This window comes from Chitinophaga sancti, from assembly GCF_034424315.1.
GTDB classification, from domain to species: domain Bacteria; phylum Bacteroidota; class Bacteroidia; order Chitinophagales; family Chitinophagaceae; genus Chitinophaga; species Chitinophaga sancti.
Map to the genome: position 1 here is coordinate 4518962 of NZ_CP139972.1, position 24757 is coordinate 4543718.

Consider the following 24757-nt stretch of genomic DNA (forward strand, 5'->3'; position numbering starts at 1 on the left):
ATAATACAATTAATTACAGCGAATCAATAAATTCTAATATTCCCTAGATTCATATATTATAAGATGTATCAAGTTAGAGACTATTCTCTAACTTGATCAATTTCGAAAAACCTTATACAACTATATATCTATTACTAAAACTCCACTTTTAAGGAATACCATTTTTTTCATAAATTAATGTTACTTTTTCCAGGATCTGCAATAGTATTATTTGTGCTTTTAAAGCCTCCTCATTTTCCAATTAAAATCAATACTTTCAATGAAAAGAAATTTTGTAACCCTATTCTTTACTGTTATTTATCTTTTTATATGCTCTTTCCTACAGGCACAAACAGTCTATCATGTATCGACTAAAAGTGGAAATGATGGAAATGACGGATCCTCAACTAAACCTTTTAAAACAATTAGTGCTGCCAGCCTAAAATCAAAACCTGGAGACATTATCAATGTACATGAAGGAACTTATAGAGAAGAAATAAACCCTGCCATAGGTGGTAACTCAGATAATATGAGAATTACCTATCAGGCAGCAAAAAATGAAACGGTTGTAATCAAAGGTTCTGAAATCATTAAAGGATGGGAGAAACTAGGAGAGAATACATGGAAAGTAAATGTGTCCAATAAACTATTTGGAAATTTTAATCCATATAAAGATACTATTTACGGCGATTGGTTTTATGGTAAAAAAAGACCAAATCATACAGGAGAGGTTTACCTGGATGAAGCAAGGTTGACTGAGGCTGCTACTAAAGCAGAAGTAATGAAAAAGCAGGATGGAGAGCTATATTGGTTTGGGGAAGTAGGTATAGACAGTACAACTATCTGGGCACAATTTGGAAACGCAAACCCTAATCAACATACCGCAGAAATCAATGTAAGGCAAAGCATCTTCTATCCCAGAAAAACCGGCATTAACTATATCACCGTCCGCGGCTTTATCATGCGCCATGCCGCTACACCATGGGCACCTCCTACCGCAGAGCAAATTGGTTTAATTGGTACCAATTGGAGCAAAGGCTGGATCATTGAAAACAACGAAATAAGTGATTCCAAATGTTCCGGCATTGCTTTAGGAAAATACGGTGACGAATGGGATAATAAAGCTGAATCAGCAGAAGGCTATGTCGGCACTATCAACCGAGCCTTAAAAAATGGCTGGAATAAAGATAATATCGGTCACCACATAGTAAGACATAATAAAATTTATAACTGCGAGCAGGCTGGTATAGTAGGTAGTTTAGGATGTTCCTTCAGCACTGTAACAGATAACATTATCTACAATATCCATATCAGGAAATTATTCACAGGAGCAGAAATGTCTGCCATTAAATTTCACGGTGCCATTGACATGGAAATCAGCAGGAATTTAATCTATCATAATGATCGTGGTATCTGGCTGGATTGGATGGCGCAAGGCACCAGGGTTTCTCAAAATTTACTATTTGACAATGGGAATTATGATCTTTTCCTGGAAGTAGATCATGGACCATTCATCATTGACAACAATATATTCTTATCTCCCAGATGCCAAAGAGTACTGGCTCAGGGTGGTACTTATGCACATAACCTGTTCGCCGGTTATATGTTTATCGAAAATTTTGATGACAGGCTCACCCCATTCATGAAACAGCATTCAACTGAAATTGCCGGGTTACAAAGCAACCCTCCAGGTGATTTCAGGTATTACAATAATATATTCGTTGGATACACCAGTAACCTGCGTAATTATGATACCGCATCACTACCCTTATGGATGGATGGAAATGTATTTATAGCAGGTGCTCAACCAGCTGATAAAGAGACATTCCCGGTTTGGAGCAATATATATAACCCCAATCTAAGTATCGTCTCTAAAAACGACGGTCTCTATCTCTCCATCAAACTAGACAAAACCTGGAAAGAATTCCAACACCGGAGACTAGTAAAAACCGACATGCTAGGTCGCACCATCTATTCAAACCTCCCATTCGAAGCCCCCGATGGCTCGCCTATCACCCTGGACACTGATTACCTGAACCAGAAACGTGATAACACCAACCCATTCCCCGGCCCATTCGAATGGAAAGACAACACCAACAATACACAACTCATAAAAGTCTGGTCAAACTGGAGTAAGGCGCACTAGCGCCTTACTCTCCAAAAAATCTACTTCAAAAACACATCCCACCCATACCACTCCTCCAACCTCCCCCTCATCTCCTCCACCCCCTTAAACCCCGTCACCTTCACAATATCCTCCATCTTCGACCTCCCCTCCACCACCAAATGCCACACCATCATCATCTTCACCATATTCACATACTCCCCTATCGATATCGCAAAATGCTGCCTAAACCCATGATCTATCTCCTCCAACGGTATATTATACATATACGCCAAATAAGGCAATGAATGATCCTTATGCGGATGATCACTCAAATAATTAAACAAATTATGATAACTATCCGCATTCAACATACTCGTATACACAAACGGCTGCAACGCATCCGCATGCTGATTCGCAAAATTCAAAAGAATATCCGTCACACATCGTTGCCTAAAATGCAGCCCCGCCTGCCCCCCATACTTACAAGTCATCACCTGCTGTATCAACTTATCACACACCCCATTCACATGATAAGGCCTTGAATTAATCCTCGTAGACACCCTCGGATGCACGCCGTGCATCATCACATCTAACTGCGGATATTTCTTCACCAACTCCGCCAAAACCACCGGCTGAATATTAATATGAAAAGAAAACACCTTCTTCTCCGCCGCCATCGGTATCCGATGCAACTGCCCAGGGAACAGATAAAACCCGCTACACTCCCGCTCATCCAACGTATACCCTGCCTTCGGCACCGCCAGACTATCCTCAAACATAAACTGCAAAGTAAACACCGGCACCGGTGTATAAGACCGTATCAATATATTATCCTTGGCCAATACATCATGCAGCCAAACAGAAAACGGTCCTAACAGCAAATGCTGTGATAACATATCACACTCCGCATCCTGCCTAAAATATACGCCCGCATCAGGTAAAAGTAATGCCTGGTATTCAATCGGAATATCTGCAGGAGACGAATATTTAAAAATGGTTCTTTCGAGTGGTAAACTTTTATTCACGTTATATAATGTGGAATGCATGGTGAATGTAAATGGGGTTCCAGTAAATAAAAATGGATGTTATTTGAGATGCAGTACGCTGTCTTTGTCAAAATAATATTCTAAGCGACCCATAAATTTTAATCCTTCCAGAAAGCTGGTTATCGGCTTATTTCTGTCCATCGCACCACTAAAACGGCGATCCCCTGCCGCCGGGGTATCATTCACTACTTCCACCCCATACCATCTTGAAATAAGGCCGGCAAGGGCCGTTAAAGTTGTATCACTAAAGAGGAATACGCCACTCCGCCATGCCAACACATCCTCCGCTTCAAAAGGCGCCTCCGTCAATTTCGTTCCGGGATTATAACACACCGCAAAACCAGGATGTAATAACAAAGAATCATCCCCGGTCCTCATCCGCACAGCTCCACTCACCAATGACACCGTCACCTTACCATACGTATTCACATTAAACTCCGTTCCCAATACCTCAATCGCGCCATTCGCCACATGCACAATAAAAGGCCGCGCAGCATCCTTCGCTACTTTCACATACGCCTCTCCGTTAATCCTGATCTCCCTGCTAATATCATCAAACGCCATTGGAAACGTCATTTTCGAACCCGCATTCAATTGCACCGTACTCCCATCTGCCAATATAATTGTATACTCCTTTCCCGCAGGCACCACTAAACTCGCCCGCCCCTCACCACCGGTATAGGATAAACGATTCGAATCATTCCGAAGCACCACATTTCCCACCTGTTGCACCGCAGCACCCAATTGCACCACCTCCCCATCCGGCATCTCCAAAGTTACCTCCCTGGAAACGGCAGCCATTGCATGCTCACTCCCCGCAGGTGCAAATAATAGATAAGCACCTAAAAGCACCAACACAGACGCCGCAATACTAAGCACAGTCAACATCCGCCGCCGCTTCTTCTCCCGCACCCGCTCCCAGACCATATCTACTGTCAGCGTTTCCGGCAACCTATCCAAAACAGGATTGTTCCCATACTCCGCATATAAGTCATTACGAATGGCAAGCGCTTCCGGATCCTGCGCAAGGATATTTTTGAGGGTAGCACTATCTTCCGGTGTAATGACTCCTGCTATCTCATCCAACACTAATTGTTCTAAATATTCCGGACTTACAGACATTGTAAAATGTGAATAATGTGGAAATTATTGGTTTCAGGCTATCATCCCCAATGTATAGCCATAATCGTTACAAAATACTCAATTTTCAGGATAAGCGGTGTTTCAGGTTCTTTCGCAGAATTTTTAATGCCCGATGTATGTGGTTTTTGACAGACTGTACATTAATATCCATCTCCACAGCGATTTCCCGTAAGCTCTTGTCCTGTAAGTAAAGCTGCTCAAATGCCAGTCTACTGGCTGGGGTAATACTATTCATTGCATCTTCTAATTGTTGTCCCAATTCTTTATTTTCTATAGGAAGTTTTGATGTCTCGGTATCTGCCGTCCAGGTGTAATACTGCCTGTGATTCCTCGCAGAATTACACTTGCGGAGGTGGTCTACAACCTTATTACGTACCACCCTTACCAGGTATGGCTTCAGACAGTCGCCTATTTGTAAGGTCGCTCTTTTATTCCACAACCACAGGAACACCTCCTGCACAATATCATTCGACTCCTCTTCCTGCTGTAAACGGCTATACGCTTCAAGAAATAAACGTTTTCGGTAACGCTCAAATATTACATTGAACGCCTCCTCACTATTTGCTTGCAGTAACAAAAATAATTGCTCGTCGTTATAGCTGCTTAAATTTTGCATAACGATAATTGTATTTCAGCCTTGTTGTGTAACTATCCCCCGTTGGTTTCTCACATGACTCACATTGATCAGACTGACACAATATATAAATTTTAATTTATCCCAAATAGTTCGTTCTACTAATTATTCCCACTAAACTAGTAAATAGCGGTTAGACTTAGGTTAACTTATTGTTAATGGGAGCAGAGTTTGTCTATGACCGGCAATAGGTATCACCTGTCAGGATATATTATTGCTGACAACAGGTGAAATATTTTACGTGAAATTTATAAAGGGAATGCAGCACAATGATAGGTCACACGACTAATTTCAATTCTTCTCTCAGGACTTTCAAAGCCCGGCTGGTTTGGTTTCTCACCACCTGTGTACAAATATTTAAGCTCGATGCTATCTCACTACAACTTTTATCCTCCATGTATGCCAGTTCAAATATTTTACGGCAGGCAGGAGCGCTGATCTTTTGTAGTGCATGATAGATCTGATGACCTAATTCTTTGCTTTCCAGGTAATGTAATCCGCATTCTTCCTGCAGGCTATTCCAAAGGTAGTTTTCATACTTTCTGGCAACAGCTTTGGTTCTGCACTTGTACGCATACTGAAAATGTACTGCCTTCAAAAAATAGTGTTTCACAGGAATCCCCGACGGGATATGGTTTCGCCGGTGCCAGAACGATGCAAAGATCTCCTGGACAATGTCTTCGGCTTCCTGGTGGTTCAATAGTTTTTTTCTCGCAACAGCCAGCATGACTGAATAGTAACGGGTGTAGAGTATGGTAAAGGCGCCTTCCCCTCCTTTCTTTACCAGCTCTAACAATTCTGAGTCGGTTAAATGTAACATAGCTGCTCCTTAATCGGAGACTGCGGCAAAAAGTACTGTTGGAACTTATTGAGTAAGGGCACTCACTTCAATGAGTAGTTCCTATTCAGTGCATTAAAAATCATGTCAGACAGGTGCTTGAAATAATTATCTAAGACATCTTCATTCTCTCCTAAAATATCAAAGGAATTAACTGCATAAACCCGGAGGCCTGATTAATTTTGTAAGACGGACGTATTACTGGTAGAATCCACACTATCATTACTATAGGTAGAATCAGTTAATATGAGACAATATTTATTGTATTTCCAGAAAGCGATCGGATCGATCAAACGCAATTCACGATCCTGAATAACAAAGGAAGATGATTGTCTTACAGGATATACCCCTTTAATAGGATATGGGGCATTATATATCAGTCTGCCTTCAGGATAGGTCACTACCTCCGTATCTAATGCACTGTACACCTCTTCGATCGGCAATTGCCTCAATAGATTTTCCTTGATGAAAGAAACGTGGACTACGCTTCCCTTTGTAACTCTATCCGCATATTCAGTCATCACCCCACGCAGTTGGTCTCTTTCAGTTGTAACCGAGTCCAACTCTATAGAAAGCAAAGCAACCTTTTGGACAAGGGTATCCACTTGAAATTGAAGGTAAACGTTATTGTCTGTTTGCTGGCAGCCATCAGACTTTAATAGCAGCATAATAAATACTCCTCCCAATAGCAAAAATATTTTTCTTTTCATACCAGGAAACTAAAAGGAATTTGCCCTCTAAAGCTATTAGAATCTATGTTTATGAATCCCCACTTATTACTGATACCAAAACGGATTTCAACGATCCCTTTTTCTCTGTTATAATAGGAAGAAGAACGTATTTTGGAGCTTTTGTCCCTATATATCTCATTGACAGGGAGGAACATCTCCGTATTTGCACTTTTACTTGCTCCATTCTGATTTAGTATTTTCCTGGCTGCCTGAGACACCCCGTCTATCTCATTCTTTTGGAAGGTAGCGACATTTTCATACAGGCCATTGCTGTTAAGGCTGTACATCGGCACATCATATTTGCCGGACTTATTGTAATTCGATACCGATTTTACCGGATATAAAAAACTATTGCTTCCAACAGCAACAACATTAGACGGATACATTTGCTTATCTCTATAAGCTTCATTTCTACGATGAATCTCATCTTTGTTTTCATCATTCATGCCGACCAATTCCTTAATAAGCTCTTCGATCGGTTTTAAAAAAACGTCCATAATAATGGCTTCTGCTAATTTGGCCAGCAGTTCAATAAACCAGGGGTCTTGTGCCAGTAAGGATTGAGGAGAAAGGAGAGCACCACCGGCTAATAGGCTAGTCGCTTTTAAAAAATCTTTACGATCCATGTGACAATCTTTGGAGAATACAATAAACAAATAGAACAAATCAGGCCATTCAATAAATATTATTAGTAACTGTCAAGCCTGAAAAATGGTTATCAGCTTGAATGTTGCAGAAAGGCGGGGAAGATAACATACAATGAAGCGTTAATGAAGAGATCATAAATTATATTTATTAATATATTATTTCTCCATCCATTGCCCCTATTCAACGATTATTGGAAAAATGACCCGCTCATCGCAACCCTATCTCTAATTCCTAAATAATGTACCTATCTCCAAATTATTTCACTCGCTTTATCTCCTAATTTTGTACTAACGAAAGCTTTTTTCATTTCTATCATCCATTTCTAGTTTCCCACCTAATAGCTACATTCTGGTTAGAAATTTTGCTTTTTTCTTCATCAAAGATCCCATTGGAACACTTGAGTAACTTCGGGATAGTATCCCGGAGTTACTTTTGTTAATGCCCCCTCACATCGCCCTCCTTAACTCATCCAATTGACCCCTATAATACTTCCTAAAAACCCTATTCAAATTCCGCTAGTTATCCTACCCCGCAGCACTCGCTATCGCCGAAAGGGATATACCCATATTCATTATAATAAGCGGAAAGAACTGTAATCCTGACAATTCCTCAAAAGCCCGAAAATCACAATTCCTTACCAACACTGGCAAGATTAAAGAACCATCAGCTGTCGCCCGCTTAAAGAATTCCCCCGACTCTTCTTTTCGGATAAAAGGAGAAGATAGATGAGCTGCACTCACCAATATAATAGCCGCATCTGCTTTCCGGATATTCTCCCCGATCGTCGCTTTCCAATCCGCGCCCATACCAATATCCTTATCCCGCAAAAACTCAATCTTTGCACCTGTTTTCACAGACAAGTGATCCTGCAATCCTTCTATCAACAGAACGCATCCTTACTACTATAAGAAACAAAAATCCGGATCTTCCTTTTTTTTGCACCACCTTTTTTATATCGATTATCTTTATCAAGTTTCAGTACATGAACCTACTCTTTCTTCTACTACCCGCCCATTACCCATGCTTCATCTTATAATCACTGATCTGCATAAATGCCAGTTTAAACTCAAACGCCACATCATCAAGATTCCCCACCCGCCTTGTAAAATCTGATAATTCCTGAGGTCCTGTATTATGTTCATCATACAACTTCGAAGCAGCCAGATACTCCGCCAGCGTATCAATATTAAATCGCAAATATGATGTAGCCAATGATTCCCTTCGCGTCAGTATCCCATTATCGACAAATCGTTGAATAGGATCACCAGCCATATTGCCATACACCTCAAATATCGCCTTCCAGGCATCCCTCTCCAGAAAATCCTGCGGCAGGAAATTATTCGCTACAGACATCCTGCCTAACAATTCCGCTATCTGCAGCATTTCCTGCTTAGGTAGATAGTTAGCCGCTGCGGGATTTTTCGGATTAACATGCACCAGGTACTGATAATATACATCCGGTATAGAATCGGGCATTTCAGTTAGTATTGTTTGAAAATCCCTTTCATCATTCCCCTCTTTTTTCAAAGCAATTTCTATAATCAGTTTTACCAATATCGGGGTCACGGGTGTCCTGCTATTATGCCCTTCTATGATATTCACTATTTTTTCAGCAAATGAAAGTTGCTCCCGGCTATTCTGTAATGGATGGCCGGGATAAATATTGAGATAGGTAGTTATAAAATGTAACAGGTTGTTCGAATTAAGCGGAGAAGGATATAAATAAATCCCTTCCTTCACTTGCAGATCAATCGGCTGTCGCGCCGTAATGATTAATGCATTGACAGGCGTAGTGGTATGAAGCGTTTTAAAATAGTCTTGTATTGCGGAAGGCCGTTCAGATAATGAATCCACAACAATCACCAGATGTTGATTTTTCAATAGCAATTTTACGAAGTCCTCATGAATTGCATAATCATTTTGCCAGGAACGGAGTATGCCGGTAATTTCTTTCAGTACATCTGTGCAATCAGTTTCAAGCAGTATTGGCAGCCTGGGTATCCAGCCAGGAACCCCGTTACGGGTAGCATGTATCACCCACCGGCATATCGCTACAGCCAGTGAGGTCTTGCCGGTTCCCCCCGGACCAATGATCTGTATAATTGTACGTTTGGGATTAAAAAGCTGGCCTAACATCTCCTCATCAGGCTTCTCAATCAATCTGCCCGTTACCGGATCATTCAATTTAACAGGTAAAGAAACATAGTATGACCTGAGTTGTGTTATTTCACTTTTCTCATATTTATTAGCAGCAGTAGCAGCAAAAAGCATTACCCAGGCATTTTGCACCCTGGCAGTGGCGACCAGTTTTCTTAATGGAAACAATACATTCACGAATCCAACAATCAACTGAAACCGTGGATGTATCGAAATCAATTGTTGTAAAATCTCTGCATGATAGATCCGGAGAAAAACAAGCGGATAAAAATACCAGGTCAATAGCCAGAAAGCATAATATAACACAATCGTTCCCATTAGTATGATCCACACCTTATTATTCAACCAGAAATTGTTCCCCAAAGTAATATAAGGATGACCATTTTCATCTTTCACGATGAAGCTTTCCCGGGCGCGGCCATCTTCGGTGTATACATCCACCCGTAAACAAATTTTGTTGGCGCTTTCCATCCCGGGTATCACCCGAAGGCTACTAGCGACTTCAATATTCGTATTAAGCAGCAAAATAGCTTCCTGCAGATTTATTTTAGCCTTTACCGGCGTTCCATACACCCTTACCCAATTGTTTTCCTGATATTCTTTGCTGTAAGGCCTGGCATAAAATTCAATCCGGTAATTATCATTTAAAGCAACTTTTTTAGTGGTTTGCAGTACGAGATTCAAGTCGATTCCGTGAGGATTGATCGGAGGAGTGGGTGTATACCTCACCTTATCAATTACAGGATACTTCTCTTCTTTAGTGGTGAGTCTAAAAATTGTATTCCGGTTTATACAGAAAAGATCGTCATCTAATGCCACCATATTAATCAGCTTATCTGTACGGTTGATCCTGATGTAATTTTTATCCTCATTTTCATTATACACAAATCCATTATCCGCAAGCATCACTATACCCTTAAAAAAGAACAGTTTTTTAAGGGTCTCGTTATGTAGATAAGTATCCTCTTCCTCCCAATCGCCATCGCCTTGTTTATGAAATACGCGACCAGTGGTTCCCAATGCATAAATATTGTCTCCCTGGCCATTGATATCATTGAAATGAATACTGGCAGCATGGTTGATTTGTATCTCCCAGGGATTATTCCCCTTTTTACAGATAATTGTACCTTGATAATTCTCTCCTGTTTTATCTTTTCCTGCCCAGTCGCCAGAAGCGCCTGCAGCAAATATTGTATCCTTATATCCATATAACGCATGATAGTGATCAACACCATGATGAACATCTTCATTTGACCAATTACCAGCGGAGTCTTTATGAAAAATTACTCCCCGCTGGTCTTTTACGCCCAGTACCCATAGTTGGCCGTTCCAGCCATATATATCCATAAAATCGACTTCACTTGCGCCTGTATTAATTGACCGCCAGGCATCTTCATTTTCTTTTTTATGTAGTATCACCGAATGCGTGCCTATAATCCATATATCATCCCCATAGCCTTTTATCTTCACGAAATTAGCAGCACTCATCACCTGGCTTTTCCAGGCAGTATCTGTCTTGTGTCGCCATGTAATAGTGCCATTGTTACCAACCAGGTAAATGCTCTTATCATTTTCGTACAGGTCGGTAAACAAAACATCTCCTGCATGACTGTTCTCTGACTGCCATTGCCCGTCCGCCAGCCGATGATAAAATAGACCATTTCTACCAGCTACTAAAATATCCTTATTGAACTTGAAAATGGCCGTTAGGGGTGTATCAGGGAAAGTCGCTGCTATTTTATTCCATGTATTATTGTTGGATCTTGCAAGCAATGTTGCATAATTCCCGGCAGCAAAGACCGTATCTCCCCTGGCACTGATATCTTTGATGTGGTGGCTTTTCTCAGGTCCGGCTTCTTTGATCCAGGTGCCATTCCCATTGTTATGAAAAATAAGACCATCGCTACAGCCGATCCATATATCATGCCCTTTTCCATACATGCAAGTGGCCGTGACATCCAGGTATCCGTTTCCTTCTTTGATCCATCGTCCGCCAGGCAATCGGTGTAGGATCAACCCATTTTTACCAGCTGCATATACCTCTTCCCGGGTACCATAGCTGCATAAAATATCAGCAGTGTCGCTGATGTTTTCCTTTTTCCATTCCGAGTCTCCATTATTATAAAAGATGTTCCCGCCGGAGCCCATTACCCACGCATGTTTGTTATACTGGTACATGGTATAGAAACGTTCGTTTTTATCAGCACTTAAAATCACCTTCCATCCGGTGTCTGTTTTATTATATAAAAATCTCCCGGCAAGCGCCCATAGCTCATTGTCGTTTCCATATAATTTAGATATACCCGTGCCAGTGATAGTCTGTTGCTCCCAGGTTCCGCTTTTCGTTTTATGCCATATCGAGCCATTGTTACCTGCTGCCGCCCATACTTCATTATTGGAAGCATATACAGCGGTGAACCAAAGCGTGTCATTATCGAACTTTTCACGTACCCATCGGCCGGAGCCTTTTTTATGAAATAAGGTTGAATGAGTGCCAGCGGCATAGATGTCATTGCCGGAGCCGGTTAATACTGTAAATTGTGTATAGTCAAATGTGAGCGTTTCTCTTTTCCATGTTTGGTTGCCGGCACAGGAATAGATAGTACCAAAAGGAGAGAGTGCATAAGTATTGCCGGATGTATCGGTATGCAAGGCTATAAATCCGGCACCCATTTCAACGCTCATGACCCAGTTTCTGTTAAATTGATTTCCCTGGGGGATGCCGTGTCCTACTTCGGTAGTTACTTCTGGCGGTGTATTGTTGTCTTCTGAAGAATCAGGCTGTTCTTTGCTTGATATTATATTGCAGCTGCAAATAAGAATAGCGATTAGCAACCATAAGAGCTTAGGGATGGCATATCGATTGAGGTTAGTATACATTGGATTACTTTTAAATTTTCATGATGATGATATCAATACATCACATAACAGGTTTGATGGAATCTCGTTTGGGCAGTAAGGATAAGGGAAATTTCTGGGTGAATTTCAACACAGTGATAAACTAGGTATTTAATTTCAAAAAAGAATGGTTTCGCGGGGAGCTGTAATGAAAGGCTTTCAGCAATGCTGAAAACCCCTATTACAGCGTAGCAGAAAATGTATTTTTCTAACCAATTACTACCTGATCTGACGAATGTTGCTTTTCGCCAATTTTGGAACTTTGAACCAGATCTTTTTCTGTATCAATCAGCTTTTTTATCAATTGCAGTATGCTTTCCGCAAAAATATTATTTAAAAAATCAGAGGATAATTCGTTGCTAAAATAATTTGATGTCCAGATAATATCGTAGTTACATTTTGAAAACATACTATCTATCCAATCAACAGTCATTCCACTTGTACGGGATGCACATATAATAATATCACAGTTCAGCTCAGCGAAATCTGCTAAGCTTTTCTGCAAGCGGCTGTTAGGGTCTCCCTGGCTTTCAATACCAATTATTACTTCTCCAATTTTGACTAATACGTTGATATCCCCGTCTGAAATAATGAATTCTATAGTTGCTTGTGGGAAATAAGTATGAATATTATTTACAATGGCCTTGATTGATGAGGACTTTCCTGTACTGGCAGTGCCATTAATGGCGATTAGTGTCTTTTGCATAGAAACGGGGTGATTTATTAAATACCTGTAAATTTCTATGTTAATTGCTTTCGCCCTAAAATAATAACATGTTATTCAATAGGGGGAATAAAAAAATAACACTCAACCTAAACATCATTAACAATTGGTTATCACTAATTTAAACTAATAAAATGCATGAATTTTTAATTTATTTGCTTGCAAAACGATCTATTTTACGCTATATATAAAGGTGTAAATTGAAATGAAAAAACTGCAGGCACTAAAAAAAGCATTTGAAGAAAGGTAAAATGTATCGCCGTGCTAAATTAGCTCAATGGACAAGCGGCATTGATCGCCAACTAGCTGCACTTGTAAATGAAGGGTCTCGATGTTTTTTGAGTATAATACAATAACATCTATGCTACTACCTAATTAATTGAACTAAGGCTCATACGCGAAATATCGAATCCACGCCAAAAGATCTTCAACCAATAAATAAACCCTGGTACATGGGTTTGATTCTAAAAACGTCTTCCCATTATGTGCAACTTCAAGCAATTTGGCTCTTCGAATAGCTGCTGCCTGATCTCCTCTCTCATTAATTGGCGTCAAAACACTTGCATTCCCATGTTCATACTGAAAACCTCCATATCCAGGGAGCGCTTTGATGCTATCTTCCAACATCCTGTAAATGTCTCTTCTTGGTATAGCAGTATCAGCGGATAATCCTATTAAATGAAGTAATAACCAAACTTCAAAAACTTCATTACTTGGCGCCAATTTCATATTCTTCTCCTGACCGGCCATTTCAAACGCCTCCTTAAATCGTTGAATACGTTTTTCATTGAGATCTGCATCATCCTTGTCAAAGACAACCCATGTAATATCCACGTCTTTTCCAGCATTTGTCGCCAGTCTGACTTTTTCTTCAATAGCTCTTTCAACTACACCTTTTGGATCTCTCCCGGTACCTATAGCTTCTAAATAGATAGAGTCTTCTGGTATCTGTTCCTTAAAATGTTCAAAATATCTTTTTTCAGTATTCTCATCCTCACATACTATAAGGAACAAATACTGATACTTCCTAAACCGTTTAGGCCGTTCTTCTGTTTCACTTTTCTTAAACGATTTAACCTTTCCTTTCTTCGCCATCCATATCAGTTTTTGTTGATTTGAATCGCCCTAAAAAAGGAACGGCACCATAACGTCCTTCAAAGTACCTCTTCTCCTTGTCTGTATCTGGCCGCTCCTTTTCATTCTTGCCACCATTACTTTCCAGGTATATAAAATCAGATAATGAGAAGATTTCTGTTGCTTCCCAATTATTTTTTTCGGTAAAATAGATCTGATCTCTGCGAAGCTCTGAATAGGTTAATAAGTTCGTATCATGAGTAGCAAAAACAAGCTGCGCGTTATTGGGATTTGTCTCCTTATTCAAAAAATAGTTGACAGTATGCAGCGTCAACAAAGGATGCATTTTCGCCTCGATTTCATCAATAATTAATACCCCTCCATTTTTAATAGCCGACAATATGGGGCCACTCAGATGAAATGCCTTATGCGTACCTTTGGATTCCCTATCATCAAACCTCCAGGATATTGTATCTCCTGTCGCTTTACCATCAGCAGCATAGGTTTTATGTTTTGAATTGACCTGATATCCTTGTCTGCCAGATAATGTCTTGATCAATCTATTTCTTGTACCCTCATCAAGATCCGGAGGTAAATCAGATTCATCAAAATCCTTTTTAGATATATCAATACCTATAAAACCAAGGTTCAAACAATCCAGGAATTTTTCAATTTCAGACCGGTCCGCTAAATCATCCCACATACTGACAGTTCTAAATTCCTGCTTTTCTGTATCAATCCCATCAATATGATTATAATTTTGAAGCCACTGAAAAATCTCCTTAGCTTCTTCTACATTCAACATATCACAGGTAGAAAGAAACAATGCATTGGGCCTTGTAGCTTCAATAGCCGCATCAATTATTTTCACATTTCCCTTAAAGCCGGATGATGGATCAATTGTATCCTTTTCGCGTAAAAACAATGGCACTTCTCTTCCTGTTGCTTTTCTGTAAAGCCATTCCTTAGTGATTTCTTCTTTCGAATATTCTACTCCATATCGGTATCTAACCTCACTAATTATAAAGGTAATTTCAAATTTTGTTGGTTTATCCTCCCAGCCTGCACTCAAAAGAAAAGGATCGTAAGGTAGTTTAGTAGTGGAAGATGAGCGCGCAGATGCTTGTATAATTACATCAAATACCCTCATCGCTTTTAACAAATTACTTTTTCCGCTGGCATTTGCGCCGTAAATAGCAATTGCGTTTAGGGCCTTATGGTTGCCTTTACTAAATATATTATCTGGATAATCCTTTTGCTTAGGGGCTGGAATCAAACTCAAAATTTGTTCTTCAGCAATAGATCGGTAGTTGGACACCTTAAATTCTATCAACATGGCTTATTTTGAATTATTTTCTCAAAATTACGAATGTTCGCTGGCGATTTAAAATAATTCTTTAATAATTAAATGTATCAACTACTATACCCGAGCATTATCACAAATTGATTACCAACCACTTAACAAATACATTTCCCAAAACTTCCCATTCACCGCCCTATACACCCTATGCGCCAATTCTTATAACATAACCCGTCTACCATCGTTCCCCCATCTTCCTATGCCCCACTAATCCATCAAATGCCCTAATTTATTCCCTATTTATGCCCATAATGAAGATTAAATAACGCTCCTTATTATCTAAATATTTATTAATCCGTTTAAAAGCTTTTCCCATAAATGATAACGAGAGTAAATATTAACATAGTTGGGATAACATAGATATTCGCGCTCTACTAATTGAGCATTTGTATTTAAACTTACATTATCCCTACATAATTTTCCATATACATGTTACATTTTCCCCCCAACCGTAACATCCCATATTACCCTCTTTCCATTGTTCCAAGAGGCTTTCCATCGTTATCAACATTAAATTATATTCATAAAAATGATAAATCGTCTCAGTTTACTCTTCATCTCCCAGCTATTATGCGTCCAACTTTTCGCGCAAGTCAAAGTAGACCAACTCCTGACAGAAAACCTGAAAAATCCTGAAAGCGTTGAAAACACCACGCCTCGCTTCAGCTGGAAACTAAACACGACACAAGCGAACACCACGCAAACAGCTTACGAGCTAACCGTACTCCAAGGCAACACCCCCCTCTGGAACAGCGGAAAAGTAAACTCAGACCAATCGATTTTCGTTCCTTACGCAGGTACCACCCTACAATCCGGCAATAAATACACCTGGAAAGTCCGCGTATGGGATAATAAACAAAAGGCCTCTGCCTGGTCTACGCCTGCTTATTTCAGGTTAGCATTGGCTAAATCTGACTGGAAAGCAAAATGGATCGAACCGGGTTACGAAGAAGACACCATCCTACGCCCTTCGCCTATATTTAAAAAATCATTCCGCGCTGATAAAAAAATCGCCTCCGCAGTCGCCTACATCACCTGCCACGGTGTATACGAAGGCAGCATCAACGGCAAAAGAATCGGCGATGCCTACCTTGCCCCTGGCTTCACAGACTACGTAAAACGCCTGCAATACCAGGCATACGATGTAACAAATCTTCTCCAAAACGGCGACAACAATATCGAACTCACCCTCGGCTCCGGCTGGTACAGAGGCATCGTAGGCTGGTGGAATCAAGCCAACCACTATGGTAAAACCCTCGCGCTTTTATACCAAATGGAAATCACCTATACCGATGATACAAAAGAAACGATCATCTCTGATGAGAATTGGAAATCTACCACCGGCAAAATCGCCTATTCAGAATTATACAATGGCGAAACAATAGACAACCGCAAAGAATCCAGCACATGGCACCCGGTGAAAGTTGTAAATTACTCTTTCGACAACCTCGTACCAACCACCAGCGAACTCGTTACCAAACACGAAACTTTCAAACCTGCCGCCGTCATCACCACACCAAAAGGTGAAACGGTGATTGACTTCGGTCAGAACCTCTCAGGCTTTATACATTTCAAAGCCAGCGGCAAAGCCGGCGACAGCATTATATTAGAACACGGTGAAGTACTCGACAAAGCAGGTAATTTCTACAACGCTAACCTGCGCACTGCCGCAGCAAAAGATGTATTCATTTTAAGCGGTAAAGGCGAAGAATACTTCGAACCACATTTCACCTACCATGGCTTCCGCTATGTACGTGTAAGCGGTTCCGTTAAACCAGTACAAACCGAAGCCGTCACACTTTATTCCGATTGCCCACTCACCGGGGATTTTGAGTGCTCCAATCCCATGATCAATCAATTACAACATAACATCCTCTGGAGCCAGAACGATAACTTTGTAGACATCCCTACCGATTGCCCACAGCGTGATGAACGTCTCGGCTGGACAGGCGATGCACAAACCTTCTCCAAAACTGCCGCCTTCAATCGCAATGTGAACAACTTCTTTGCAAAGTGGTTGAAAGACTTAGCTGCGGATCAACTTCCCAACGGTGCAGTGCCTTTTGTAGTACCTAACTTAATGGGAGATGCAGCCGGCGCCGCTGGTTGGGCAGATGCTGCCACTGTAATTCCATGGACGATCTACCAGGCATACGGCGACAAAAAGATACTTGCCGATCAATACCCTTCCATGAAAGCATGGGTAGATTTCATCCAGAGCCGTACGCACAATGATCTCTGGGATAACGGTTTCCAGTTTGGCGACTGGCTCTCTTATCGCGCCGATGGACTCACTGAAAACACTGCTAATACAGATTCCTATCTCGTTGCACAATGTTATTACGCCTACTCCACGCAATTGCTCATCAACGCCGCAAAGACCTTAGGCAAACAGGAAGATGTGGATAAATACAGTGCCTTATTAAAAAGGATCAAAGAGGCGTTCTTCACAGAATACGTCACTCCCAAAGGTCGTATCATGTCGAATACCCAAACAGCTTATGTACTGGCATTGCAATTCGATCTCTTACCAGAAAATCTTCGTCCTATCGCAGCAAGAAACCTCGCTGCGAATATCGCCAGTTATAAGTATCACCTGACCACAGGTTTCCTGGGTACTTATTTCCTGACGAACGTACTTTCTAATCACGGCTACATTGACGTAGCCTATAAATTATTATTGCAGGACACCTATCCTTCCTGGTTATATCCTGTAAAGATGAACGCGACAACCATCTGGGAGCGTTGGGATGGCATGCGCCCTGACAGCACTTTCCAGACGACTGATATGAACTCTTTCAATCACTATTCTTATGGTGCCATTGGAGAATGGATGTATAGAGTAGTGGCGGGGATAGACATGGATCCCTCTGTACCCGGGTATAAAAAGATCCGTATCAAACCACAGCCTGGTGGTAATCTGAGTTATGCAAAAGCTAGTCTCGAAACGGGTTATGGCAAAGTGGGCGTAGACTGGAAAATTAATGATGGCAAATTCACGATGGATGTAGAAATTCCTGCAAATACAACGGCAGAGATCTTTGTGCCGGTGAATGATGGCTATGAAAAAAAGAACGTTGGTTCAGGCAAATATCATTATGAATCAGCTAGTACAACATTTCAGAACAAGAGTTTAACAGTCAAAGAGAAATAATGAAAGGCAAGGGAATAATCATCATAGCAGCTACAATATTATCAGGTTTCTTCGTTAAAGCACAGGAATATCATTGGAAAGGGAGCTGGATCACCTATACAGAAGACACCACTTTCAGGCCAGCTCCTTTATTTAGAAAAGCCTTTCCTATTCACAAGGAGCTGAAAAAGGCGACGGCCTACATCTGTGGGGTAGGCCATAATATATTGACCATAAATGGAAGCCTGGTAACGGATGCGGTATTGAGCCAGGAATTTACACGCTTTGATAAAACCTTGTTATATAACACTTATGATGTGACCAGGCTACTTTCAAAGGGGAATAACTGTGTAGGCCTTGAGTTAGGCAATGGTCGATACAATGTACAAAGCTATACTATCTGGAACTTTGATAAAATCCGCTGGCGTAAATCGCCCCGACTTCTTTTTAACCTGGCCCTGGAATATACGGATGGCACTGTGGAAACCTTATCTTCAGATAGCTCCTGGACCTGTGCTACTGGACCGGGTCTTTTTAACAGCACAAATGCAGGTGAGATCTACGATGCAAGATTAGAAATCCCAGGATGGAATACAGCGGCATTCAATGATAATAACTGGAAACATGCATTGACGACGAATTCTCCCGGGGGTATTTTGAAGCCATCTGAGATCCCCCCTATTCGCGTAATCCGTAGGATCCAACCTGTTTCAGTGAAAGATATGGGTAATAATACCTGGTTGGTAGATATGGGGGAGAATTTCTCTGGTATGGCTGCTCTGACAGTGAATGGGAACGCAGGAGATACTGTCACACTTCACTATGGAGAAGTCCTAACGCCTGATGGACAATTTGACTTGATCCATAATGCGGATCAGATGGCGCCTTACCAAAATGACCTCTCCTTCCAAACAGATAAATACATCCTCAAAGGCGGTGGACCGGAAACCTATACTGCGCGATTTACCTACCATGGGTATCAATATGTATTAGTACACGGCGCTAAGCCATCACTTGAAGGACTATTTTACAGCACCGACTTCAAACCTGCGGGGCATTTCAGTAGTTCGGATACCATGCTGAATAAACTCTATGCTGCAGCGATTCAATCTTATCGTAGCAATTTCCATAGCATTCCTACAGACTGCCCTACCCGTGAAAAAAACGGCTGGACAGGTGATGCGCATGTAGCAGCGGAGATGGGATTATTTAATTTCCATACGGCAGCTGTGTATAAAAAATGGCTGGCGGATGTGAGAGATGTACAAGCCACAGACGGCAACTTACCCGGTATTGCGCCTACCTTAAGTATCGGCTTTCATTGGGAAAATGCGGAAGATGACGGCTTTGGTCCTGCATGGGGAGCGGCTTTGCCGATAATAACCTGGTATTTGTATGTATATGAAGGAGATACTGCTGTGATCAAAGAAAACTATAATGCGATCAAAAAATACGCAGAACGCCTGGTGAAAATGTCTGATCATTACCTTTATAAGACAGGCTTCGGCGATTGGCTGTATATAAAAGAAACGCCAATGCCGCTGGTGTCTACGGGGTATTTTTATACTTGTATTCGGTTGTTATCTAAGATGGCTGGGGTAGTAGGGAATAAGGAGGATCAACAACATTATGGGGTGATTTCGGATAGTATTCGGGTAGCTTATAATAAAACCTTCGGGAATGTAGATACTACACAAACAGCGTTAAGTTGTCCTCTATACCTGCAACTCACTCCTGAAAAAGACAAAAAAGTTATCGCTTCCAAACTCGCTGCTTCAATTACTAAAAATAACTACCACCCCACCTTCGGTATGCATGGTGCTAAATTCACCTTATCAGCATTGAGTGATAACGGCTATGCAGATGTCGCATACAAGATGCTGACAGATACCGCCTACCCCAGCTGGGGGCATTGGATTGCCAATGGGGCAACTACATTATATGAAGACTGGGATAGCAAATTCTCTCACAACCATGTGATTTTTGGGGATTTTTGTGCATGGTATTTTAAAGCATTGGGAGGGATACAGCCGGATGAAAAAGCTCCTGGGTTTAAACATTTCTTCATTAAGCCAGTTTTTCCTAAAGGACTAGATTGGGTGGATGTAACCCATGAAACAAAATACGGCAATATAGGCGTGAGATGGGAGCGAAAAGGAAAGAATATTCATTTATCTGTAACTATACCAGAAGGTACCACAGCTGATGTAAGGGCAATGGGATATAAGAAGGTATTACAGCCAGGACAGCATGAAATAAAAGTGAATGAATAATTGCCAGTCGATCCAAATCTGACTTAATAACATTTATATTTCCCCAAAAAGGTATTGCGTTTTATCCAGCATTATGTATCTGTAAATGATAAGGTTTTGAATATGGCATTTGTGGAAATCATACAATTGATTAATTTCTCTCTTCCTGCATTTGAAAATGTGTCAGATGAACACCATAAAGCAGGGAGAAAAGTACAAGATAAAACCTTATCGAAATATTTATAAAGTTGGAATAAAGCTTCCTACTTCTAGCCTCTTTCTAAGGGTTGATGACCTATGATATGCTATTTACGTTTCTTATCTCTATCCACAAGAGGTAGGGCATTGACCTGCGCCAGGGATTCTGTTTAGATTCAATTAATGTTACATCAACTTTACAACTTATTCCTCTGGTTACTCTATATTATTCACATCAGGCAACTGCTCAATCACATCTAATTCATCTTCCAGAATAATAAACCGCAGATTTAAATTTATAATCTTCTCATATGAAATGGAGAAAATATCCCCTGGAATTTGCAATGCCGTAGTGGGTTCAGTCTCGCTCTCATTTCCATTTTCGCCTGGTTTTAATTTTCTCCGAACTACATCTCCAATATAAATTCTTTCTAATTTTTCACCATCACAAACAAAATCTACTAAAAATCCGGAATAAATCATTGTACACTCCTTTGTATCAACTACAGCATCTACAAATACTAAATCAAAATTTTCAATATTATTTTCTATACCATTAAAAAAATACCACCATCTATTATTCAGTCGTAATAAATTATTTTGCCCATTATTCAATTTTAACCTTAATACAATAAATCTTAATATTCGGCCAAATAAGATGAATAAAACAAGCATGCAAAAATTATAGATTGCAAATTGCCTAATATAAATGCCAAATTCATTATTGGTAATTTTCTTTTCTACATCCTTAATTTCTCCTCCCAACAGTTTTAAAAATATATCAAATCTAATTTCTTGCTTTATAAAAGCAATTGCCAACGAATGAACAAATAAGGATATAATTGCCGTTATTAGAATTCCATCTAGCAAACTAAATTTTGGACCAGATCGTGGGAATTGGCCATAAGAAAAGCTAATGTAAAGTGCAATGGGGGGAATTAAAAGAATGAAAATAATTACCGCGCTTAACGCAATATTCATAACGTATAATCTTCTAAATAATGGAGTTATTTTTTCGTCGAAGAAGTAGAGTTTTGGGCACTCTTAATTGTCACTGAATAGTTATCAACCTTGACGGTTAGCCCATTTCTGTCAAATAGGTTACGCCCTTCTCTAACAATTGCACTTGCAATTTTAGAAGAAGAATAACCTCTTTGAAGTAATGCCTTCCCTTTGGATGATATTTTTACATTTGACATAATGCTAAATTAATGAAAATAACCTGGATCTACAAGATTAAAATTTCCTCAAACAAAGAAAACAGCATTATTACTGAATACATAACTACGTAATAATCAAAACTTAAATCCATATTTCAATAATATCAGCAATCACTAAAATTGAAAATGATATTATCAATTTAGTATTAGAACTTTAGTAAATATTTGAGTTGCTTGGTGTTAAATACTTTGCATTCTCTGGATACAAATAAAAAATGCCTCCAGAAATATATCTGAAAGCATTTTGGCTTTTATCTTTTTTCGTTAATTAAGAATGCTGTGAAATGAAAACTACCATTTTTCACCAATCATCCCCTCCATCCACATCACAATCATACGGCCTCCACTTCACCTCCACATGTGGCAACAACTCCTTCATCATCTCCGCCACCGGCTTTGAATTAAAATACCACTCCACATCATACCCACATTCCATCCCAATCAACATCTGCCGGATACTCTGTTCCAAAAACCTATCCAATGTCTCCTTTTTCCGCTTCTTCATTTTCTCTCCCAGGTTCTTATTCAACATCCACTCAAAACCTGTTTTTACTTCTATCAGCAAATCCCCTCTCACCGCATCAAAATCAGCAGTCAACCCTTCCGGAGTCGTTACCCTATATTCAAGACGTGTACCACTGAATAATTTCGCATAATCAGAGTGACAAGGGAATCTACCAAATTTCGCCTCTATCCATTCTGTTCTACATCTACTTTTAGTATCATCATCTACATCATCCCATGGAGATGTATGTGGGAATGGATTGGGGTATGTAATATCACGAGGTTTCGGGGATGTCTTCTTTTTAGTACGTTTATTAGGCGTTGCATCAGGGGCTACAGGCGTTGAGGGCTTAGTAGTAGGAGCCGCCGGTTTAACTGGTGCTGGAGCCGGTTTCGTAGTAGGTTTTGCTGGTGTCACCGGTGCAGGAACTGGCGTAACCGGTGTCGTCTTAGGCACTGGTGGCGTTGCAGGCTTTACTGGTGCTGGTGCCGGCTTTGTGCCAGGCGTAGGTGTTGCCGGTTTAACCGGAGCAGGAGCAGGTGTTGTCTTAGGCACAGCTGGTGTAGCTGGCTTCACAGGCGTAGTCGGCGTCAATGGCTTCAGCGGTCCTCTCCATGAAGTAATCGGGCCCCAGGGATTTTGTTGAAATGGATTCGGCTGTGTCCATGGTTGTGAAAAAGGCCCATCACCCAATGATCCACCTTTCCCCCATGGATTATTATTCAATGGTGCCTTTGGCTGATGACAATTCGCAATACACACACCTAATGGCGCTGGCAATATTGTAATACCCTTACTTTGCAACTCAGCCTGGAAATTCGCATAACTAACCAGGCTTACTGCCGCCACTATCACAATCACCCCTACCGCCACCGGTATCGCCACCGTGGCCACTCCCGCCCCTGCAGCTGGCGCTGCCACAGTCGCACCGCCTTCAAGCGCTGTTACCGCTGCTGTTCCTTCAACCGCACCAGCCACCGCAGCTCCTTCTGTAGCTGTAGCTGCCGTAGATGCCCCACCCTGCAAAAGCGTTAATGACGCCGTACCCGGTGTAGCCGTTGCCGCAGTCGCACCACCTTCCAGTACTGTGAGCGTAGCCCCTCCCTGCGTTGCTGCAGTGGCCGTTGTTGCTGTTGCAGTTCCTTCTACTGCTGTCGCAGCAGCTGCCGTACTCCTTACAAACCCTGCTGCTAATGGAGCACCTGCTACCATCGGCCTCATATCCGCAGGCTGTGTTCCAGGAGCCTTGGCAGGTGCCGGAGCTGGCGCCTGTGGCTGCTTATCCAGCCCTATCGTTATCCTTCCTGATCGATACATTTCATACGCCTCCTGCTCTGTAATCACCTTTTCGCACTCTCCCCACACCCTACAAAGCTGCACGGCATTCGCCTCCTTCACCAACCCTGCCTGGCGATAAGAACTTTCCACGCCCTCTCCATATTTTTCATATGGCACCGCCGTTGAAACACCCCCATCAGCAGGCGCTCTTTGCACAGCACCACCCGTCTTTCCCTGCTGCTGTGTATGCGTCAACTCATGCGCCAACAAATGTTTCCCTTCCTTACTCTGCGGATTATACTGCCCGCTATTAAAATAAATATCACTACCATGCGTAAAAGCCTTCGCCTGGATCGTACTACTCATAGACGTTGCTGCCGCATTATTATGAATCCTTACATGCGATAGATCTGTCTGAAAAGCGCCCTCCATAAAACTCCGGGTATCAGCAGCCATTGGCATACCAGCACCTTTTGTATCTGCTAGTTTCGACTCAAACTGCGGAGGAGCCTGGATCCCTCCTTCCGCCGCCTCTTTCCGCATTACACCCTGCTCTTTCTTATCTTCTTCCTCACATTTCGCACACTTCCGCTGAACAGCCGGCGCTTTCGCAGCACTATCCGGCATTAAACTTACCTTGTCTGCCACGGCATCAGCTTCCTGTTCATACTTATCTCCCGGACTGTTTACATTTAATTTCGCTTGTACAACCGGCGCAAAAAACGATGAGGACTGTTGCTCTCCGAAGAAAGCGGACGATGAAGAAGAATGTGACGATTCTCTTTGGGGATTTGCATATAACATAACAAACATTTTAATATCCAATATGCCA

At 41.2% G+C, this 24757-nt stretch carries 16 protein-coding genes; 3 read left to right on the plus strand and 13 right to left on the minus strand.

Translation table 11 applies throughout. From position 1 onward, the window contains the following. Positions 1–259 precede the first annotated feature (259 nt). Positions 260–2125, plus strand: coding sequence for a right-handed parallel beta-helix repeat-containing protein (locus tag U0033_RS17285; RefSeq protein WP_072363627.1), 1866 nt, complete (start codon positions 260–262; stop codon positions 2123–2125). A gap of 20 nt (positions 2126–2145) precedes the next feature. Here U0033_RS17285 and U0033_RS17290 read toward each other — a convergent pair whose 3' ends face one another. The 11 genes from U0033_RS17290 to U0033_RS17340 all read right to left on the minus strand — a co-directional run bounded on the left by U0033_RS17290 (position 2146) and on the right by U0033_RS17340 (position 15315). Beyond that, on the minus strand, positions 2146–3111 hold the full coding sequence (locus U0033_RS17290) for a hypothetical protein (RefSeq protein ID WP_143150831.1): 966 nt from the start codon (positions 3109–3111) through the stop codon (positions 2146–2148). A gap of 60 nt (positions 3112–3171) precedes the next feature. Further along, on the minus strand, positions 3172–4254 hold the full coding sequence (locus U0033_RS17295; RefSeq protein WP_072363625.1) for a FecR family protein: 1083 nt from the start codon (positions 4252–4254) through the stop codon (positions 3172–3174). Between the two features lie 85 nt (positions 4255–4339). Beyond that, positions 4340–4891, minus strand: coding sequence for an RNA polymerase sigma factor (locus tag U0033_RS17300; protein WP_072363624.1), 552 nt, complete (start codon positions 4889–4891; stop codon positions 4340–4342). A 295-nt stretch (positions 4892–5186) separates the two neighbouring features. Next, complete coding sequence (locus tag U0033_RS17305) at positions 5187–5729, minus strand: RNA polymerase sigma factor (RefSeq protein WP_072363623.1); 543 nt, start codon at positions 5727–5729, stop codon at positions 5187–5189. 194 nt (positions 5730–5923) lie between these two features. After that, positions 5924–6457 (minus strand): hypothetical protein, encoded by a 534-nt coding sequence (locus U0033_RS17310; protein WP_072363622.1) that lies wholly within the window; start codon positions 6455–6457, stop codon positions 5924–5926. Next, entirely contained in the window at positions 6454–7104 is a 651-nt protein-coding gene (locus U0033_RS17315) for a hypothetical protein (RefSeq protein WP_072363621.1), read from the minus strand. The genes U0033_RS17310 and U0033_RS17315 overlap by 4 nt, the downstream gene beginning before the upstream one ends. Positions 7105–7650: 546 nt before the next feature. Further along, positions 7651–8010: a toll/interleukin-1 receptor domain-containing protein gene (locus tag U0033_RS17320; RefSeq protein WP_072363620.1), complete on the minus strand. Its 360-nt coding sequence runs from the start codon at positions 8008–8010 to the stop codon at positions 7651–7653. A 130-nt stretch (positions 8011–8140) separates the two neighbouring features. Next, a complete protein-coding gene (locus U0033_RS17325) occupies positions 8141–12163 on the minus strand; it encodes a hypothetical protein (RefSeq protein ID WP_072363619.1) in 4023 nt (1340 codons plus the stop codon). A gap of 226 nt (positions 12164–12389) precedes the next feature. After that, positions 12390–12887, minus strand: a complete 498-nt coding sequence (locus U0033_RS17330; protein WP_072363618.1) for a hypothetical protein — start codon at positions 12885–12887, stop codon at positions 12390–12392. 402 nt (positions 12888–13289) lie between these two features. Then, the gene (locus U0033_RS17335) at positions 13290–14000 is read right to left on the minus strand and encodes an RloB family protein (protein WP_072363617.1); all 711 of its coding nucleotides are present in this window, start codon (positions 13998–14000) and stop codon (positions 13290–13292) included. Further along, positions 13978–15315, minus strand: a complete 1338-nt coding sequence (locus tag U0033_RS17340; protein ID WP_218164070.1) for an AAA family ATPase — start codon at positions 15313–15315, stop codon at positions 13978–13980. The genes U0033_RS17335 and U0033_RS17340 overlap by 23 nt, the downstream gene beginning before the upstream one ends. A 553-nt stretch (positions 15316–15868) precedes the next feature. Between U0033_RS17340 and U0033_RS17345 the strand changes: the two genes are divergently transcribed. Both U0033_RS17345 and U0033_RS17350 read left to right on the plus strand, forming a co-directional pair. Beyond that, positions 15869–18493 (plus strand): glycoside hydrolase family 78 protein, encoded by a 2625-nt coding sequence (locus U0033_RS17345; RefSeq protein ID WP_072363616.1) that lies wholly within the window; start codon positions 15869–15871, stop codon positions 18491–18493. Continuing rightward, on the plus strand, positions 18493–20745 hold the full coding sequence (locus U0033_RS17350) for a family 78 glycoside hydrolase catalytic domain (protein ID WP_072363615.1): 2253 nt from the start codon (positions 18493–18495) through the stop codon (positions 20743–20745). The genes U0033_RS17345 and U0033_RS17350 overlap by 1 nt, the downstream gene beginning before the upstream one ends. 393 nt (positions 20746–21138) lie before the next feature. Here the strand turns inward: U0033_RS17350 and U0033_RS17355 are convergent, their stop codons facing one another. Together U0033_RS17355 and U0033_RS17360 are read right to left on the minus strand one after the other, a co-directional pair. After that, a complete protein-coding gene (locus U0033_RS17355; RefSeq protein WP_072363614.1) occupies positions 21139–21903 on the minus strand; it encodes a hypothetical protein in 765 nt (254 codons plus the stop codon). 540 nt (positions 21904–22443) lie between these two features. Next, positions 22444–24729: an eCIS core domain-containing protein gene (locus U0033_RS17360; RefSeq protein WP_177318674.1), complete on the minus strand. Its 2286-nt coding sequence runs from the start codon at positions 24727–24729 to the stop codon at positions 22444–22446. Between the last annotated feature and the right edge of the window lie 28 nt (positions 24730–24757).

What these genes read in the sequence shown, in the direction of transcription:
- U0033_RS17285 (WP_072363627.1), top strand. Translation starts at nt 260, where the DNA reads ATGAAAAGAAATTTTGTAACCCTATTCTTTACTGTTATTTATCTTTTT.
- U0033_RS17295 (WP_072363625.1), bottom strand. Translation starts at nt 4,254, where the DNA reads ATGTCTGTAAGTCCGGAATATTTAGAACAATTAGTGTTGGATGAGATA.
- U0033_RS17300 (WP_072363624.1), bottom strand. Translation starts at nt 4,891, where the DNA reads ATGCAAAATTTAAGCAGCTATAACGACGAGCAATTATTTTTGTTACTG.
- U0033_RS17305 (WP_072363623.1), bottom strand. Translation starts at nt 5,729, where the DNA reads ATGTTACATTTAACCGACTCAGAATTGTTAGAGCTGGTAAAGAAAGGA.
- U0033_RS17310 (WP_072363622.1), bottom strand. Translation starts at nt 6,457, where the DNA reads ATGAAAAGAAAAATATTTTTGCTATTGGGAGGAGTATTTATTATGCTG.
- U0033_RS17315 (WP_072363621.1), bottom strand. Translation starts at nt 7,104, where the DNA reads ATGGATCGTAAAGATTTTTTAAAAGCGACTAGCCTATTAGCCGGTGGT.
- U0033_RS17325 (WP_072363619.1), bottom strand. Translation starts at nt 12,163, where the DNA reads ATGTATACTAACCTCAATCGATATGCCATCCCTAAGCTCTTATGGTTG.
- U0033_RS17330 (WP_072363618.1), bottom strand. Translation starts at nt 12,887, where the DNA reads ATGCAAAAGACACTAATCGCCATTAATGGCACTGCCAGTACAGGAAAG.
- U0033_RS17335 (WP_072363617.1), bottom strand. Translation starts at nt 14,000, where the DNA reads ATGGCGAAGAAAGGAAAGGTTAAATCGTTTAAGAAAAGTGAAACAGAA.
- U0033_RS17340 (WP_218164070.1), bottom strand. Translation starts at nt 15,315, where the DNA reads ATGTTGATAGAATTTAAGGTGTCCAACTACCGATCTATTGCTGAAGAA.
- U0033_RS17345 (WP_072363616.1), top strand. Translation starts at nt 15,869, where the DNA reads ATGATAAATCGTCTCAGTTTACTCTTCATCTCCCAGCTATTATGCGTC.
- U0033_RS17350 (WP_072363615.1), top strand. Translation starts at nt 18,493, where the DNA reads ATGAAAGGCAAGGGAATAATCATCATAGCAGCTACAATATTATCAGGT.
- U0033_RS17355 (WP_072363614.1), bottom strand. Translation starts at nt 21,903, where the DNA reads ATGAATATTGCGTTAAGCGCGGTAATTATTTTCATTCTTTTAATTCCC.
- U0033_RS17360 (WP_177318674.1), bottom strand. Translation starts at nt 24,729, where the DNA reads ATGTTATATGCAAATCCCCAAAGAGAATCGTCACATTCTTCTTCATCG.